This is a genomic window from Lacinutrix gracilariae (genome assembly GCF_042684485.1).
Classification (GTDB): Bacteria; Bacteroidota; Bacteroidia; order Flavobacteriales; family Flavobacteriaceae; genus Oceanihabitans; species Oceanihabitans gracilariae.
Genome location: NZ_JBHULM010000007.1, coordinates 372591 through 391463 on the forward strand (window position 1 = coordinate 372591; position 18873 = coordinate 391463).

General features: G+C 29.8%; 17 protein-coding genes. 12 read left to right on the forward strand and 5 right to left on the reverse strand.

From position 1 onward, the window contains the following. The first annotated feature begins 10 nt into the window (after nt 1–10). The 4 genes from ACFSSB_RS04600 to ACFSSB_RS04615 are packed head-to-tail and all read left to right on the forward strand — an operon-like array spanning nt 11 to nt 3864. Nucleotides 11–505, forward strand: a complete 495-nt coding sequence (locus ACFSSB_RS04600) for a DUF6787 family protein (RefSeq protein WP_379901461.1) — start codon at nt 11–13, stop codon at nt 503–505. Then, a complete protein-coding gene (locus tag ACFSSB_RS04605) occupies nt 506–841 on the forward strand; it encodes a hypothetical protein (RefSeq protein ID WP_379901463.1) in 336 nt (111 codons plus the stop codon). It abuts the gene before it with no gap. A gap of 32 nt (nt 842–873) precedes the next feature. Beyond that, nucleotides 874–3273: a TonB-dependent receptor gene (locus tag ACFSSB_RS04610; protein WP_379901465.1), complete on the forward strand. Its 2400-nt coding sequence runs from the start codon at nt 874–876 to the stop codon at nt 3271–3273. A gap of 21 nt (nt 3274–3294) precedes the next feature. After that, nucleotides 3295–3864: a type 1 periplasmic binding fold superfamily protein gene (locus ACFSSB_RS04615; protein ID WP_379901467.1), complete on the forward strand. Its 570-nt coding sequence runs from the start codon at nt 3295–3297 to the stop codon at nt 3862–3864. A gap of 95 nt (nt 3865–3959) precedes the next feature. On the opposite strand, the gene ACFSSB_RS04620 is transcribed toward ACFSSB_RS04615, so the two are convergent. Then, nucleotides 3960–4235, reverse strand: coding sequence for a hypothetical protein (locus ACFSSB_RS04620; protein ID WP_379901468.1), 276 nt, complete (start codon nt 4233–4235; stop codon nt 3960–3962). Nucleotides 4236–4332: 97 nt separating this feature from the next. Next, a complete protein-coding gene (gene folE, locus ACFSSB_RS04625; protein ID WP_379901470.1) occupies nt 4333–4929 on the reverse strand; it encodes a GTP cyclohydrolase I FolE in 597 nt (198 codons plus the stop codon). A gap of 223 nt (nt 4930–5152) precedes the next feature. Between folE and ACFSSB_RS04630 the strand changes: the two genes are divergently transcribed. From ACFSSB_RS04630 to ACFSSB_RS04640, 3 genes are all read left to right on the forward strand, one after another. Continuing rightward, nucleotides 5153–7582 (forward strand): DUF5916 domain-containing protein, encoded by a 2430-nt coding sequence (locus ACFSSB_RS04630; protein WP_379901472.1) that lies wholly within the window; start codon nt 5153–5155, stop codon nt 7580–7582. A 51-nt stretch (nt 7583–7633) separates the two neighbouring features. Further along, complete coding sequence (locus ACFSSB_RS04635; protein ID WP_379901474.1) at nt 7634–8302, forward strand: ABC transporter ATP-binding protein; 669 nt, start codon at nt 7634–7636, stop codon at nt 8300–8302. 88 nt (nt 8303–8390) lie between these two features. Next, a complete protein-coding gene (locus tag ACFSSB_RS04640) occupies nt 8391–10091 on the forward strand; it encodes an LIC_10190 family membrane protein (protein WP_379901476.1) in 1701 nt (566 codons plus the stop codon). A 10-nt stretch (nt 10092–10101) separates the two neighbouring features. Here the strand turns inward: ACFSSB_RS04640 and ACFSSB_RS04645 are convergent, their stop codons facing one another. After that, a complete protein-coding gene (locus ACFSSB_RS04645; RefSeq protein ID WP_379901478.1) occupies nt 10102–10611 on the reverse strand; it encodes a DUF3124 domain-containing protein in 510 nt (169 codons plus the stop codon). A gap of 280 nt (nt 10612–10891) precedes the next feature. On the opposite strand from ACFSSB_RS04645, the gene ACFSSB_RS04650 reads away from it, so the two are divergent. Continuing rightward, entirely contained in the window at nt 10892–11662 is a 771-nt protein-coding gene (locus ACFSSB_RS04650) for a TIGR02757 family protein (RefSeq protein ID WP_379901480.1), read from the forward strand. On the opposite strand, the gene ACFSSB_RS04655 is transcribed toward ACFSSB_RS04650, so the two are convergent. Together ACFSSB_RS04655 and ACFSSB_RS04660 are read right to left on the reverse strand one after the other, a co-directional pair. After that, nucleotides 11663–11995, reverse strand: coding sequence for a DUF6799 domain-containing protein (locus ACFSSB_RS04655; protein ID WP_379901482.1), 333 nt, complete (start codon nt 11993–11995; stop codon nt 11663–11665). It abuts the gene before it with no gap. 140 nt (nt 11996–12135) lie between these two features. Beyond that, nucleotides 12136–14028: a M61 family metallopeptidase gene (locus ACFSSB_RS04660; protein WP_379901484.1), complete on the reverse strand. Its 1893-nt coding sequence runs from the start codon at nt 14026–14028 to the stop codon at nt 12136–12138. Between the two features lie 258 nt (nt 14029–14286). Between ACFSSB_RS04660 and ACFSSB_RS04665 the strand changes: the two genes are divergently transcribed. From ACFSSB_RS04665 to ACFSSB_RS04680, 4 genes are all read left to right on the forward strand, one after another. Then, on the forward strand, nt 14287–15294 hold the full coding sequence (locus ACFSSB_RS04665) for a glycosyltransferase family 2 protein (protein WP_379901486.1): 1008 nt from the start codon (nt 14287–14289) through the stop codon (nt 15292–15294). Nucleotides 15295–15356: 62 nt separating this feature from the next. Further along, nucleotides 15357–17279 (forward strand): BatA domain-containing protein, encoded by a 1923-nt coding sequence (locus ACFSSB_RS04670; RefSeq protein ID WP_379901488.1) that lies wholly within the window; start codon nt 15357–15359, stop codon nt 17277–17279. Further along, nucleotides 17276–18529: a dihydroorotase gene (locus tag ACFSSB_RS04675; RefSeq protein ID WP_379901490.1), complete on the forward strand. Its 1254-nt coding sequence runs from the start codon at nt 17276–17278 to the stop codon at nt 18527–18529. Before ACFSSB_RS04670 ends, ACFSSB_RS04675 begins: the two co-directional genes overlap by 4 nt. Next, entirely contained in the window at nt 18529–18873 is a 345-nt protein-coding gene (locus tag ACFSSB_RS04680; protein ID WP_379901492.1) for a hypothetical protein, read from the forward strand. Before ACFSSB_RS04675 ends, ACFSSB_RS04680 begins: the two co-directional genes overlap by 1 nt.

Here is an 18873-nt window from a genome sequence, read left to right on the forward strand (position 1 = left end):
AATTAAATGCATGGAAAAATTTAAACAACGTTGGGAAATTCAAAAAAATTGGCAATTACTATTTCCTATTCTTGGTGTATTAGTAACCTTTTATTCCTGTTATAGACTTTTAAATAGATTTGCTGAAGATCTTCATCTTGGTTTTAAAATTGTTTTAACTTTCCTTTTCTCCTATTTATTAATTCGCTTCTTTTTATTCCTTTTTAAAAAATTAGAAAATAAATGGAAAGTAACCTATAAATGGGAAATGATTGTAATATTCATGGTATTTGCAATTACAGGTTCTTCTTCTCTATTTGTAGGAAGACCTTTAATGAAATGGATAGGAATTACTAAAGAAAACTTAAATATTACTGTTTATTGGATTCTTTATATTATCATTGGGCTTATTTTTTATCAACTACTATTAGTTACATTTGGTTGGCTGTTTGGACAACATAAATTCTTTTGGGAATTTGAAAAGAAAATGCTAAGACGATTTGGTTTAGGTAGATTTTTACAATAAATGAAACACATTCAAGAACATATCCTTTTTAAATGTGTAACTATAATTCTACTAGTTACACTACTTACACCTAGTATGGTGAAGGCTGGACACGTTTTTGAAAACCATAAACACGATGTTTGTACAGATAAAATAAGTCAAACACATCTACATACTTTAGATTTAGACTGCGAGTTTTACAAGTTTAAACTAAATACCCAATACCACACCGTTTTAAATAATTTTAGAATAGTAACCACAGAAAACTATTCTAAAATAAACAATACATATTATTACTTTTTTAATAATCATCAGCAAGCATCGTTTTCTCTTAGAGGTCCTCCCTATTTTGTTTAAAAAGAAGTATTTTTTAAACTAATTATTTTACAATGAAATATTATATAATGATTTTGTGCTGCTGTGTTTTCAGTTGGTCACATAGTCAAAATTGTAACTCCAATTTTTCTGGAGAAGTACATGATTTTCATGATGGCACTCCTATTTCTAATGCTGTCATTTATATCGAAAACATAAATAAATATACTACAACAGATGTTGATGGTAAATTTTCTGTAGAGTCTCTTTGCAATACAGTAATCACTATTGAAGTTTCTCATCTTGCATGCGAAACCAAAAGATTAGAGGTTAAAATTGAAGGAGATACCTATTTAGAAATAAACCTAGAGCATCATATAGAAGAGTTAAGCGAAGTGAAGGTTAATGCTGTATCTAGCACTAAAATAACCAAAACTTCTCAAGAAACTATTCTAAAATCTGAAACCATTGATCGTTTTAGCTCTCTTAATTTAGGAGATGCATTAAAGCAAGTAAGTGGTGTATCTTCTATTAATACAGGAAGTACTATTGTAAAACCTGTTATTAATGGACTGCATAGTAGTAGAATTATTGTAATGACAAATGGAGTAAGGCTTCAAGACCAAGAATGGGGAATTGAGCATGCTCCAAATATCGATTTAAATACAGCAGGAAGTATTAATGTTATAAAAGGTGCCAATGCGCTAGCTTATGGTGGAGACGCTATTGGTGGTGTTATTGTATTAAAACCTTCAAAAATTAGTTTAAAAGATTCCCTTTACGGAAAAACAATACTTAGTGGCCATACCAATGGTAGAGGTTTTAATTTAAATACCTCGTTAACTAAAACATACAAAAAAGGCTGGTATGTTGGCGCGCAAGCATCTATGAAACGTTTTGGAGATTATGAAGCTCCTGATTATAATTTAACCAATACAGGATTAAATTCTAAAGGATTCTCTATTAATGGAGGCTTTAAAACTTTTGAAAAAGGTTTTAATGTTTATTATAGTTATTTAGATAATGAAATTGCAATTTTAAGAGCTTCACACATAGGAAACATAGAAGATTTAGTAAATGCTATTAATAGTCCAGAACCATTAGTAATTAATGATTTTAGTTATGATATTGATGCACCTAAACAAGATGTAACGCATCATGTTTTTAAAACCGAATTTTATAAACGTTTTAAAAAGTTTGGTCGTTTAGATGTACAATATGATTACCAAAACAACCATCGTTATGAATATGATGTTCGTGTAGGCGATGATAAAGATAAACCTGCAATAGACTTAACATTAAAAACGCACACTTTAAAAACAAGTGTAAAGCTAGATGCTAAAAGCAATTTTACGTTTAGATTTGGTGTTAATGCTGGATATCAAAACAATTTTGCAAATCCAGATACTGGTGTTAGACGTTTAATTCCTGATTATGATAAATATGATTTTGGCGCTTTTGTTATTTCTGATTTAAGAATAAATAACAACATTAATATAGATTTTGGTGTACGTTATGATTATAACCAAATTGATGCTAAGAAATTTTATTTAACTAGTCGTTGGGAAGAACGTGGTTATGATGTGGATTTTAGTGATATTGTTATAGAAGATTTAGATACACAATTACTAACAAATCCTAAATTTGAATATCATAATATATCTGCTTCTACTGGAGTTTCGTTTAAAATAAATGATAAAAACAGTATCCTTTTAAATTATGGTTTATCGAATAGAGCTCCTAATCCATCCGAATTGTTTAGCGATGGTTTACATCATTCTGCTGCAAGAATTGAATTAGGTGACTTACGTATGAAAAAAGAAACTTCTAATAGAGTTTCTGCTACGTATAACTATCAAAACTCAAGACTTTCATTAAGTGCAGAAGCTTTTTATAATCATATTAACGACTATATTTTTATAGAACCAACAGGAACAGAACAAACCAATCGAGGTGCTTTTCCGGTTTGGAGTTACAACCAAACAAATGCTGCTTTATACGGATTAGATCTAACTGCCAATTATACGATTAACACACATTGGTTTTTTAAAAATAAATCGTCTTATATAAAAGGAAACGATTTAAGCCAAAACGAAGACTTAATAGATATTCCATCTATGAAGACGGTTAATATACTTGGTTATTCTAATAAGAAATGGCTACATTTTAATACCGAATTACAAAGTGAGTTGGTATTTCGTCAAAACGATTATCCTAATAATAATTTTGAAGTATATATACCAACAACAGAAGAAACGGTAGAAGTAGATATAAGTACTACTCCTCCAACCTATCACTTATTACATTTACAAAGTGATATTACATTGAATTTATCTGAAAAAACAGATTTAAACATTGGTCTTAATATCACCAATATTTTTAATACAAATTACCGAGAAAACCTGAATAGATTACGATATTTTGCTGATGATCTAGGAAGAAATATTATGTTACAATTAAAATTAAATTATTAACGAATTCAAAAAAAACAAAAAATGAAAACATTAAAAAACACATTATTTTTAGTATTAGCAACTGTTGTATTCTCAGCATGTTCAAGTGATGATGACAATCCTGTACCTGTAAACGAAGAAGAAGTAATTACTACATTAACTGCTACATTAACTCCTGTTGGAGGTGGTGCATCTATTACCTTACAATCACAAGATTTAGATGGTGATGGTCCTAATGTTCCAGTAATTACTGTTTCATCTCCTTTAGCTGTTAACACAACGTATAACGGAAGTTTAGAGTTATTAAACGAAACAGAATCTCCTGCAGAGTCTATTAATGAAGAAATTGAAGAAGAAGATGATGAGCACCAATTTTTCTTTCAAGCATCTAATGCCATAGCTACTTTTACTTATGTAGATTTTGACGAAAACGGTAATCCTGTAGGATTAGAGTTTACTGCTACTACTGCAGCTACAGCTGGTTCTGGAAACATTACTATTACTTTACGTCATGAACCTAGTAAAGATGCTACTGGAGTAAGTGATGGAGATATTACTAATGCTGGTGGAGAAACAGATATTCAAGCCGTTTTTCCTGTTACATTACAGTAATTTTTAGCTTTTTAAATAAAAAAATCCCTTCCATGTATTTTGGAAGGGATTTTATATTTTACACTACTTCTTTTCTAATATATTATCTTTTAATCTTATTCTGCATCCACATCCATAATAGTTTCTTCTGCTTTATTCTTTTTAAAAACATAAGTATATAACCACATAATGGTAAAAGTTGGTATAAAATCTAATCCAGGAATTGCTTCTTCAATAAAAGTAATAATACCTGCAATTTTTCCTATTTCACCTTTATACATTCTTGTCATAATATAACCCGAAAGTGGTGCCCAAACAATATCTATAAAAGGAATTAACCCAATAGCATCTAACAAGATACTTAAGGCTAATAGTTTGTATTTGTTTTTCATATGTAAATTCATTGTAATTATAATAAACAAAAAAAGTGCCAAGATTAACTGACACTTTATAAGTATATATTTTTACTAAATGTTACATTATAAGCACTTAAGAAAGTGAAGTGCTAATTAATTTTAAAAACTCATTTCTTGTTTCAATTTTTTCAAATTGACCTCTAAAACCTGAAGTTGTAGTAACAGAATTTTGTTTTTGTACACCACGCATCATCATACACATATGTGATGCTTCAATAACCACAGCAACACCTTCTGGTTGTAAAGTATCATTAATACAATCTAATATTTGGTGTGTTAAACGTTCTTGAACTTGTAATCGTCTTGCAAAAACATCTACTATTCTTGGTAATTTACTTAAACCTACAATTTGTCCGTTAGGTATATATGCAATATGTGCTTTTCCAAAAAACGGAAGCAAATGGTGTTCGCATAAAGAGTATAATTCTATATCTTTTACAATTACCATATCCTTGTAATCTTCTTTAAACATGGCACTTTTAAGTATTTCCTCAGGATCTTGCTCATAGCCTTGTGTTAAAAATTGCATGGCTTTAGCTGCACGTTCTGGAGTTTTAACCAAACCATCACGTGTAGTATCTTCTCCTAAATCTTCAATAATATTTTTATATTGATCTTTTATACCTTCCGTTACCTGGATACTATATTCTTCAAATTGTTTGTATGGCATTTTCTATAAATTATATGTGTAAAAATAAGCAAAATATATCAGTCGAAAGTATACTAGATACATAACGTTACTATTAATATATTCTAAATTTTCAAACAGTTAATTATCGTATTATCAATAAAATAGTGCTAAAAATTTATTATCTTAAAAAGATATACCAATATTACTGTAACAATTTTTATTTTTTAATGTCTTTTAAGTATTCATCAAAACTAAAAAACAAATGAGACATTTATTCTTTTTACTGCTCTTTGTAATAACCTCTATTACACTGCAAGCACAAGAAAAAAAGTCATTACACATAAAACGCACCAACCAAGCACCTAAAATTGATGCTATTCTAGATGATGCTGCTTGGCAAAATGCCGAAATTGCTAGTAATTTTATTCAGTTTAGACCAGATGTTGGTAAAACCGAAAAAGAACATCAAAAAACAGAAGTAAAAGTTACTTATAACGATAATGCTATCTTTTTTTCAGCCTATTTACATGATAAGCCAGAAGCTATTATTAAACAGTTTTCGCAACGTGATAATTTTGGGGTTTCCGATTTCTTCGGAATTATTTTAAACCCTAATAATGATGCTCAAAATGATGTAGAATTTTTTATTTTTCCTACAGGAAATCAAGCAGATGCTATTGCAAATCCTACCATAGGTGAAGATTTTGGATGGAATGCTGTTTGGGAATCTGCTACCAAAATTGTGGACGATGGTTGGATTGTTGAAGTTAAAATACCATATTCTACTTTGCGTTTTTCTAATCAAAACGTGCAAACTTGGGGATTGCAATTTCACAGAAGGTTTAGAACAGACAACTCACAATATACCTGGAATCCTTTAGACGTTACCAAAGGGTATATTGGTTTATATCATGGTGAACTTAAAGGTATAGAAAACATTACACCTCCTACTCGATTAAGTTTTTATCCTTTTGCTTCTGCAACCTATAACACCAACAACAGTCCTGATTATGGTGTTGGTATGGATGTGAAATACGGAATTAGCGAAAACTTTACTCTAGATGCTACTTTAATTCCAGATTTTAGCCAAGCAGGTTTTGATGATGTACAACTTAATTTAGGTCCTTTTGAGCAGCAATTTTCTGAGCAAAGACAGTTCTTTACAGAAGGTGTCGATCTGTTTTCTAAAGGAAACCTTTTTTATTCTAGAAGGATTGGTAGCCAACCTGTTGGTAAAGTAACATTAAATGAAAATGAAGAATTTGTTGATTATCCAGAAAAAGTAAACATGCTTAATGCTATTAAAATTTCTGGTAGAACAAAAAACGGTTTAGGTATAGGTGTATTTAATGCTATTACTGAAAAAACCAAAGCACAAATAAAAGATGATGTTACCAATGCAACACGCGATGCTGTTGTAGAACCTTTAGCTAATTATAACATTCTAGTAGTAGACCAACAGTTTAACAAAAATTCATCTGTTAGCTTAATAAACACCAATGTTTTAAGAAATGGACATGCAAGAGATGCTAATGTAACAGGGCTACTTTTAGATCTGGTAAATAAAAAAAATACCTATGGTTTTAGTACACAATTAAAAAGAAGTGATCTTAATTTAATAGACGATAGCAATCAAGTTGGATATAGCTCTAATATTGGTTTCGGAAAAATAAGTGGTAAATATCGTTTCTATTTTGAACATGAAGCCGTAGATAAATCTTATGATATTAATGACATGGGAATTCTCTTTAGAAACAATTACAGTGATTTTTATGCCAACGGAAGCTATAGAATTTTTGAGCCTACAAAAACACTAAACGATTTTTATTTATACCTTAATGCGAATGTAAGCTACCTTTTTAAACCACATATATACACTGGTAAAAATTTTAATGTAAACTTTAACGGAACCTTTAAAAAGAACTTATTGAGCTTTGGTGGTTATGCTGCTGTGCAACCAGGAAAACAATATGACTACTTTGGTCCTAGAGCAGAAAACCGTTACTTTATTACAGAAGATTGGCTAAATATTAACGGTTGGATTTCTTCTAACTACAACAAAACACTAGCTTTAGATGCAAATGCTGGTTACGAAACACTTTTTGAAAACGGAAGAGATTATAACAGTTATTGGTTTGAGTTAGAGCCTAGATTAAAATTAGGAGATCGATTTTTAATGCAATATTCTTTTGAATATGATATTGAAAAAAAAGAACGTGGTTATGTAGAAACATTAGATAACGATGCCATTATTTATGGCCAACGTGACCAAGTTACTATTGAAAATAGCATTTCTGGAAGCTATAACTTTAACTCTTTTCATGCTTTAAACTTAACCTTTAGAAACTATTGGAGTACTGTTACCTATGAAGATGATTTATATGAATTACAAGAAAATGGTAGACTAAACCAAGATGCTGGTTATACTAAAGAAGATGTAGATAATCCTGATGTTAATTTTAATACGTGGAATCTTGACCTTTCTTACACCTGGCAATTTGCTCCAGGAAGTCAATTAACAGCATTATACAGAAACCAATTGCTAAACTACTCTAACGCATCAAAAGAAGATTATTTTTCTAGTTTAGACGAGTTATTTAAAGAAGATATTAACCATACTTTTTCTATTAGAATGGTGTATTTTATAGATTATAACAACCTAAAAAACATCTTTTCATCTAAAAACATTTAAAGTTGCTGAATTAAGCATAAAGTAGTACTTTCATTGCTTGATAAATAAACAATGATTCAAGCAAAAAACATACATAAATATTACGAAGATTTACACGTATTAAAAGGTGTGAATTTACATATTAAAAAAGGAGAAATTGTTTCTATTGTTGGTGCTTCAGGAGCAGGAAAAACAACACTTTTGCAAATTCTTGGTACGCTTGATAAAGCTTCTAAAAAAGAAGAGACTAGCTTTAAAATAAAAGGAACAAATATACCTTTATTAAGCGATAAGGCTTTGGCTAAATTTAGAAATGAAAACATAGGTTTTATCTTTCAGTTTCATCAATTATTACCAGAATTTACCGCTTTAGAAAACGTTTGTATTCCTGCTTTTATAAAAGGTACAAAACCTGCAGAAGCAGAAAAACGTGCCAAAGAACTTTTAGCCTTTTTAGGCTTATCACATAGACACAAACACAAACCTAATGAACTTTCTGGAGGAGAGCAACAACGTGTTGCTGTTGCAAGGGCTTTAATTAATAATCCAGATTTAATTTTTGCAGATGAACCTTCAGGAAATCTAGACAGTGCTTCTGCCGAAAACCTTCATAATTTATTTTTTAAATTACGTGATGAGTTTGGGCAAACCTTTGTTATTGTAACACATAACGAAGAACTTGCGGATATGGCAGACCGTAAACTTACCATGGTTGACGGAAAAATTGTTGGTAGTGAATAGTTTGCAACTTAATATACTACTAAGCGTGTAGAAGTCTCTTTTTTAATTAAAATTTGTTTTTTTTATAATTTGAAATTATATAAAACCTATGCTATTCATTCTCCTTTCTTGGTTATACATTCTTGCTATAAGCAGCGTTATAGGAGTTACTATTAACAAGGTTTTACAACTAAAAAAGCAAGACTCTATAATTACCATTTTATTTGGCTTTTTTGGTGTTACACTAATGGCTAGCATTTGGGCTATTCCGTTTGCTATTAACGCCTATTTTCATGTTTTTTTACTCTTCTTTACAGGTGTTTTAGGCTATTTAAATTATAAATTCATACTTGCTTACTGCTTGCAATTAAAAACAGAAATAGCTGCGCTTACTGTTTTTTTTAAAATACTCTTAAGCTGTATTGCCTTACTTATTTTAGCACAAAGTGCTTCTCCTCCATTTGTTATTGATAACGAATCGTATTACATACAAACCATTAAGTGGCTTAATGAGTACGGCTTTGTAAACGGTTTAGTAAACTTACATGTGTTTTTAGGACAAACCTCAGGATGGCACATTTTGCAAAGTGCTTTTAATTTTAACTTTATATATAGTTATTTTAATGATTTAAGTGCTCTGGCTTTATTATTAGGAAATGTATATGCCATCTTTAAATTGCATGCTTTCCTCTCTAAAAAAGACACGCATATTTCTAATTTAATTTTTGGGTTCTTTCCTTTATGGAATTTATTTTTCTTTCCGTTTATAAGTGCTCCTTCACCAGATATTGCCATATATGTACTGGGTAATATACTTTTGCATCAGTTTGTTTTGTGCTTTGCAACATATAGCAAACCAGCTTTTATTACTGTTGTAATCTTTTCGTTTTTTATGGCATTTATAAAACTTAGCGCTGTACCTTTTTGTATTTTTTCATTGGTGCTATACAAGCGTTATTTTATATTCACTAAAAGCACCACATCTATTTTAATGGTATTTGGTGGTATCACCTTAGTCCTTTTTAGTATCAAGAATATAATTATTACAGGTAATTTGTTTTTTCCTTTACAAGGTATAGAAAGTTTAAAAACCTCTTGGAGTTTACCAGAAAATATAGAAACGTATTTTGCTAATTATACCAAACCATATGCTTATCATTTAACAGCCCAAGCTTTTGAAAATGCATCCTATTTTACAAAACTAAAAAGTTGGTTACTTGCTCCTCGTTTGCATGGTATTTTCAATAAAGTAATTCTATTTTTGTTGGTGGTTTTTCCGTTTTTCATCTATAAATCACAAAACAAAAAAGCTTTTTATACTATTTATATGGTGGCTATCATTAGTATGCTCTTTTTGTTTGTAACATCACCACAATACCGCTTTTTCTTTCCGTTTATTTTATGTTTTAGTTTGGTACTAGTATCTAAAATAATAACACATAAAAACAGCATTAAAATAGTAGTGGTTATTAGTACTGTACTTGCTGCAATACCTTTATTTTTTAAAGTAAACAATGCAGCAATTAGCAATAATAAGCAGCTTGCTGTTTCTAGTACGTTTTCTTCAGAATACATTGTAAAGCCTTATAAAAACAGTAAGTATTCCGAAAAATATAAAAGCATTCTATTAAATGAAACTACTATTCATACACCTACAGAAGTAGACTTTTTTTGGGGAACAGGAGATATTCCGTTACCTGCCTTACAGCAAGAACAATTAGATTTTTTTAAATCGCATTTTCAAGTAATTCCCCAACAACGCACTAAGCATTTAAAAGATGGTTTTATAAGTAAAAAGTTTCAGCAATAAGCCTATGTACTTATTGTATACGCTTTCCTTCGGTTGTAAAAGATAAACCTTGTTTTCCTACTGTAGAACTCATCACACCATCAAACAAAGGTTGAGGGCAATTTTTAGGGATTTTCCAATCAAAAATAAAATTAGAACCTGTTCCTCCAGAAGTATCAATTTCATCAATTATAATTTGTGCAGTTTCTAAAGGCGCTAAATAAATAGGAGTATCAAAATATTTTCTAACAGATTTTCCGTGTGTATCAAAATATTCGGCTTTTAACACGTAAATAGTATCTATTTCACTAATATTACGCATGCTTGCCATTACTGTTAAACCATGGGTTTTATGTTCTGTTAAGCTATAAATTTCAGAATAGGTTGCCAGATACGTCTTACCAAATTCTAGGGAGTCTTTTGCACTAATTGTTGCTGCTCTTTTAGACCAATTTTCTGTATTAAAGGAGCTAATTTCCTTTTCTTCAATACAACTACATGTGAGTAGTATAACTAAAATAAGTGCTAAGCTTTTGTTCATTATTGGCTTTAATTTTTGGTTTTAATTGTATAACATTTGCTTACAATTATTGTCTTGACAAGTTAAAATATTTTTACTTAATCACAAAGAAGTGTTATTTATATATTATTTGAATTTTAGGGTATTTATAACCTAGTATTCGCTTTAAATTCTAAATGCATTTAAAAAAAACAAACCCTTTCTGTTGCCTTATACGCAGCTCTACAAAATCTAGCATTAACACTTGATTAGACTGTGTTTTACCTACTTAAAAACAATTAGTTTTATCTATATTTGTTATATGCAATTACAAAAGGAAGAATTAAAAGAATTCTTAGACAATAAAGTTATTCAATACAATACTCTAGAATTTATTGATAGTGATCCTATTTCAATACCTCATAAATATTCTCTAAAAGAAGATATAGAAATAGCAGGTTTTTTAGCAGCAACCATAGCATGGGGAAATAGAAAAAGCATTATAAAAAATGCAAATAAGATGATGGATCTAATGGGAAATTCTCCTTATGACTTTATCATGAATCACAACAATAATGACCTTGAGAAATTTGAAGGTTTTGTACATAGAACTTTTAACAGCGTGGATTTTGGATATTTTATAAAGAGTTTAAAAAATATTTATGTACACCATAACGGTTTAGAAAATGTTTTTTCTCAAAATGTTGCTAATAACTCTTTACAAGGTGCCATTTCTGCATTTAAAAAGGTGTTTTTTGAAATAGAACATCCTGTAAGAACAACAAAACATGTAAGTGATCCTCTAAAAGGTTCTGCTGCTAAACGTATTAATATGTATTTACGTTGGATGGTTAGAAAAGATAATGCTAATGTAGATTTTGGTATTTGGGAAAGCCTATCTCCTAGCCTTTTATCTTGTCCGTTAGATGTACACTCAGGAAATGTAGCACGAAAACTAGGATTACTAGAACGCAAACAAAATGATGCTAAAGCCTTAACCGAATTAGATAAAGCTTTGCGAAAATTAGATCCTAAAGATCCTGTAAAATATGATTTTGCGTTATTTGGACTTGGTGTTTTTGAAGGCTTTTAACTAGTTTTTAAGTCGTTTATATTTTTTATATAAAGTTTTATTCAATGCTTCTTGGCTTTTATACACTTTACCACTAAAACCAATACATTCTCCTTCTTTTAAAAAGAATTTATCTTCATTTTTTAATCTATAGCTTCCGTTTGGATAAACAATAGTACCATTATTCAATTTTAAATAGGCTTGTAATTGGGCTATTTCTCCATTATGTTGTTTAAAAACTTTTCCGTCTACAAAAATGCAATAGTTTGCATCTTCAATTTTTTGTTTTTCCTGCGCTAAAAGGGTTCCTGAAGATAAAAAAGCGAATATTAGTAAGAAGCATAAACTTTTCATAAAGCAATAAATTAAGAAGTATTTTATAAATATAACAATTTATCACTTGAATTTAAACTATTTACAATGCTATTAACAAAAAAACGACTGATAAATTATTACATTCATCAGTCGTTTTAATTTGTAAAAACTATAAATAGTTATCCTTTTAACCAAGCTTTGCGTAAAGCGTTTTGTGCTTCTGTAGCATCTGCTTTTGGTTGTAATTTTTTTCCTGTTGTAAAAGATTCAGTAAGTGTCGTTTCAATTACTATTTCTTCACCATTTCTTTCTAAAACAACATGAATATCTTTTCCTGGTTGCCATACGTACATACCACCAATAACTTGTTGTGCTGTATTCATATTTAATGCTACACCATCAACAGATTTTAACACATCTCCAGCTTGTACACCATTATCATTCCAGAAGCTATTATCTGCAACAGCAGGAGAAAAATCAATAGTTTGTTTTTCTCTGTTAGGCACAAAAATAAACTCACCATCATTTTGAATGTAGTTTGTTTTTATTTTACTTTCTTGAAAACCTAAACCTACTTTAGCAAAAAAGCTATTATAATCTATTGGTGTAGTACCTTCAACGTGTGTCTTTAAAAACGCTCCTATAGATGGATATGTCATTGCTGTAATTTCATCAATAATAGTATCATCATTAAAAGGTTTGTTTTTACCATATTTAGCAGAAAGTTCTTTCATTAAAGAAAGCATACTTCTGTTTCCGTTACTTTCTTCACGCATTAAAATATCTATACACATACCAATTAAAGCTCCTTTCATGTACACGTTATAATATTGTGGTGCATAAGGTTCTTCTAATACGTTTTCACTCATTTCAGTAAAACTCATGGTATCATTCATGTTAGCAGCAGTTTTAATTTTGCTTAACATGGTTGTGTAAAACTCATCTTCTGACATTAACCCTTCATATACTTGAAAGTGTTGTGCAAAATATTCGGTTACACCTTCATACATCCATAAATGTTTAGAGAAAGTTGGTTGGTTATAATCAAAATAATGAACATCATCACTATGCACACTTAAAGGTGTTACAATATGAAAAAACTCATGAGCAACCACATCAATCATACTTTTAGCTAAAGCAGATTCTGGTGAATCTTCTGCTAAAACAACAACTGTTGAAGTATGGTGTTCTAAAGCTCCAAATCCTTTAGGAGAATCTGGTTTTCCTTCACTTAAATACAAGAAAATATCATAACGAGGTGTTGTGTTTATTTCTCCTAAATAGTTTTTTTGTGCTTGCATCATTTTATACATCGTTTCTTTTAATGATGCAGCAGTATGTACCTTATTTGGTGAGTATACGCTTAATACAATTTTAATGTCTCCTACTTGAAATTCTTCTACATCTAAATTTCCAAAAAACATTGGGTTGTCTGTAATATCAAAATAACGTGGTGCAAAATAGCTAGTTGTTGTAGTACTACCATCTGTACTTGTTACTGAGTTTAATTCTTGAATTGCAGAAGATCTTTTAAATGTTGCTGGTGCAGTTACATCTAATTTATATTGTGCATTTTTTAAAGAATCAAAATAACCAACAAAACCATGAAGGTTTAATACATAATTAGTAGGCTCTATATTTGTTCCTGCTGGTGAAAAAGGATTCTCTCCTCCTATTCCTCCTGAACTTTCTGTGTCAAAAGTATCATTTACATAATAGGTAATTTTGTCTAAGTTTGTTGCATTAGCAATAATCCAAGAGTTATCGTCTACTTTAGTAGCAGCAATTTCATTTCCGTCATAATCTAAAGCTTTAAAAGCCTCTACATATTTTCCAAAATCACTAACAGAATACGTTCCTTGTACTACTCTTGGCAATCTATACGTTACTGTATCTGTAGTAAAACGACCTGGATTAATAGTTACAGGTACTTGGTCATTAACTACTTTAGTTAAATCTAATGTAGTTTCAATAGCAGTACTGTTTGCTAGTGCATTAGATGCTGTTTTTGTGGCAGATCCACAAGCAACTAACATGGCACTCAAGCCAAAAATGGCTAATACTTTTTTCATAAATTAATAGTTTAATATTATCTCTTTTAGTGAGAAATTGGTTTTTAGTATGATAAGTTGACGCTCAAAAGTACAATGTGTTACAATTTAATTCCTTAACTTTTTGTTAAAATAAAGTTATAGCAAAACACATGAAATTGAAATTTATAATTTTATAATGTAAAACCAATGCTGTTAAAATGTACTAGCAATTCTACCAAGGAAAGAATAACAAACTAAACGTGATACACTTATACCATAAAAAACTATATTCGCTACATGCAAGAACCTCTTATTAGTATTCTTACTCCTTTTAAAAACACCCAATTATACTTAGCTGCTTGTTTAGACTCTATATGCAATCAAAGTTACACCAATTGGGAATTAATTATTGTGGATGATGGTTCAAAAGATGCTAGTTATACGCTTGTTGAAAGCTATGCTAAAACAGAACCTAGAATTAAACTATTAAAAAACAATGGAAAAGGCATTATAGATGCACTTAGACTTGCTTTTAAAAATAGTAGAGGAACTTATATTACCAGAATGGATAGTGATGATATTATGCATCATGACAAATTAAAAATCATGTGCAACAGCTTGTTAAAACATGGTAAAAAACACGTTGCTGTAGGAATGGTAAAATATTTTAGTGATGAAGGAATTAGCAATGGATATGCTAGATATGAAACTTGGTTAAATAACTTAACTAGTGAAGGAAGTAATTATTCTGAAATTTATAAAGAATGTGTAATCCCTTCTCCTTGTTGGATGCTACATCGCGATGATTTTATTAAAGCGGATGCTTTTAACCCAAACCGTTATCCTGAAGATTATGATTTAACCTTTAGGTTTTACAAACATGTTTTTACATGTATTCCTTGTAATCGTGTATTGCATCAATGGCGAGATTATAGCACAAGAACTTCTAGAACACATATACATTATGCGCAAAATTACTTTCTAGATATTAAGCTACACTATTTTTTAGAGCTAGATCATGATACTACAAGACCTATAACTATTTGGGGAGCAGGAACCAAAGGAAAAAATATAGCAAAAGCTTTAATAGATAAAGAAATTCCTTTTTATTGGATTTGTGATAATGAGAAAAAAATTGGTAAACATATTTACCAACAAGAATTACATAATTTTAATTACTTAAAACAAATTGAAAATCCGCAATGCATTGTTACAGTAGCCAACGAGCAAGCACAACAAGAAATTAAAGAATACTTTAAAACACATAAAATGCAATCTATGATTGATTATTTTTTCTTTTGTTAAAACAAAAATAAATTACTTTTAAATTCACAATCATTTTCTATCTTTGACCAATCTAAAACAATATGCAGTTTAAACACCCAGAAATTCTTTACGCTTTATTTGCACTGCTCATTCCTATTATTGTTCATTTATTTCAGCTTCGTAAATTTCAAACCGAAAAATTTACAAACGTTGCCTTTTTAAAACAAGTTAACTTACAAACACGTAAAAGTGCTATTATTAAAAAAGGCTTAATCTTACTTACAAGATTGCTTTTATTAGCTGCAGCAATTTTTGCTTTTGCACAACCATACACTTCTAAAACCAATAGCTTAACTACCAAAACAGAAACAGTTATATATTTAGATAATAGCTTTAGCTTACAAGCAAAAGGTACGCAAGGCGAACTTTTTAAAAGAGCAATACAAGATATTATTACAGAAGTTCCTGAAGATGAAAACATATCTATCATCACCAACAATCAAAGCTTTAAAAACACAAGCATTAAAGCCATTAAAAATGAATTGTTACAGTTAGATTACGCTGCAAATCAATTAAACTATGATGCCGTTTTATTAAAAAGCAAGACGCTTTTTAGTAAAAACACAAATAGTATTAAAAACTTGATTTTTATATCTGATTTTCAAGAGAAAGAAAACCGTTTTCAATTACAAACAGATTCTTTAATTCACGTACATGCTGTTGCTTTAAAACCAGTAAACACGAACAATATATCTATTGATAGTGTATATATTTCTAACACTACAGCAACAAATATAGCTATTAACGTACGCTTAAAAAATACAGGAATTGCTATAGATAATATTCCTGTTTCCTTATTAAATAACGGAAAATTAATTGCTAAAACAGCTGTTGCTCTTCAAGGAAAAGCGCTTACTAGTTTTACCATACCTAATAATGAAAGTATCAACGCAGAAATAACTATTGAAGATACGCAACTAGCATTTGATAACAGCTTATTTTTTAATATTAATAAAGCTGCCAAAATTAATGTGCTCAATATTAGTAATACTAACACGTCGTATTTACAAAGAATTTTTACTAAAACCGAATTTAATTATACCAACACCAAACTAAACCAACTAAATTATAGTGTTTTTGATAAGCAAAACCTTATTATTTTAAACGAGTTACAAGAAATACCTAACGCACTATCTACTGCGCTTCATGCTTTTACAAATAATGGAGGTTTTTTAATTGTAATACCTAAGGAAGATAGTACACTTTCTTCTTACAACAATTTATTATTACCATATAGCATGGCTTTTAATGCCAAAAATGCTTCCGAAAAGAAAATAACGACTATTAATTATTCGCATCCTTTATACACTAATGTTTTTGATAAACGCGTGCGTAATTTTCAGTATCCAAAAGTGAATAGTTATTATACTTTTCAAACCGAAAACGCTTCAAAAGTATTACAGTTTGAAGATGCAAGATCGTTTCTAGCAAATAACAATAATGTTTTTGTTTTTGCTTCGCCTTTAAATAGTAAACATTCCAATTTTACAAATTCACCTTTAATCGTTCCTACCTTTTATAATATTGCAAAACGTAGTTTACAAGTACCTAATTTATATTATACCATAGGTAAAGAAAACAGTTATGATGTTGCTGTAACGCTAAATCAAGATGCTATTTTATCTTTAGTAAAAGACGAAATAAACACCATTCCGCAACAGCAATATTTTAATAATAAAGTTTCTATAATTACTAATGAAACTCCAAACGAAGCAGGAATATATGCTATAAAAGATAAAAACGAAACTGTAGAAAACGTAAGCTATAATTTTGATAGAGCCGAAAGTAATTTGGTATATCAAGATATTAGCAAACTTAAAAATATAACCACAAGCGATTCAATAACCCAATTATTTAATACCTTAAAAAGTGACTCTAAAATTAACGAGCTATGGAAATGGTTTGTTATTTTTGCACTAGTATTTTTAATTATTGAAATGCTAATCTTAAAATATTTTAAATGAACGTACTCTTAAAATCTGCAACTATTATAGACTCTAAAAGCGAGTTTCATAATACGGTTCAAGATATTTTAATAGAAAATGGTGTAATTAGCAAAATTGCTAAAGACATTAAAAATCCAAAAGACTACAAAGAAATAGCGCTTGAAAACTTACATCTATCACAAGGATGGTTTGATAGTAGTGTTTGCTTTGGCGAACCTGGTTTTGAAGACAGAGAAACCATTAACAATGGTTTACAAACTGCAGCATTATCTGGTTTTACAAGTGTTGCCATGAATGCCAATACGCATCCTGTTTTAGACACTAGTTCTGATATTGCTTTTGTAAAAAGCAAAGCACAAAATCATGCAGTAAACTTATTGCCTATTGGTGCATTAACCAATGCTAGTAAAGGCGAACATCTTGCAGAATTGTATGATATGAAAAATGCTGGAGCTTGTGCTTTTCAAGATTATAAAAAGCCAATTGCAAATGCTAATATGCTAAAAATTGCATTACAGTATGCTAGTAATTTTGATGGTTTGGTGTACTCTTACCCTCAAGATAATTCTATTAGTAGAAATGGTGTGGTAAATGAAAACATTACAAGTACTACTTTAGGTTTAAAAGGAAGTCCTAATCTTGCAGAAGCTTTGCAAGTAGCTAGAGATTTATTTTTATTAGAATATACCAATGGTAAATTACATATTCCTACCATTTCTACTGCAGAAGCTGTAAACTTGATAAGAGAAGCTAAAAAGAAAAAATTAAATGTTAGTTGTAGTGTTGCCATTCACAACTTATTCTTTACAGATACTGTTTTACAGAGTTTTGATACCAAATATAAAGTACAACCTCCTTTACGAATTCAAAAAGATGTAGATGCTTTAATTGAAGGTGTAAAAGACGGAACCATAGATATGGTTACTAGTGACCATAACCCTTTAAATATAGAACAAAAAAATATTGAATTTGATTATGCAGGTTACGGAACCATTGGTTTAGAAAGTGCATTTGGCGCTTTAAACACTTTGTTTACTACTAAAAAATCGGTAAGCCTTTTAACCAAAGGAAAAGAACGTTTTGGAATGGAAAACACAAGTATTGCTGAAGGAAACAAAATAAACGCTACTTTGTTTAACCCGAATACTACATATACTTTTAATAAAACAGACATACACTCAAAATCTAACAATAGTATTTTTGTAGACACCAAATTAAAAGGACGTGTTTATGGTATTATTGCAAATAATAAAATGATTCTTAATTAATGACAGAACAAACCATACAAGAAGGTAAAAAATTAGCTATTATAGCATACATAACCATATTTGGTCCTGTTATAGCTTACTTTTTAAACAACGATAAAAAAAACGATTTTTCTTCTTTTCATATTAGACAAGGACTAGGATTATGGATTATGTTTTTATTACTAGGAAGAGTAATTTCTTCTTTTGATAGTTGGTTAATAAGCTCTAGTTTTTATTTATGTTTTGCAGTATTATTTATTTATGGCATTTCTTCTGCCATTTCTGGAAAAATACAGCATGTACCATTAGTTGGTGCTTTTTTTCAAAAATTATTTGCAAATATTGGTAAACCTGAATCTAATTAA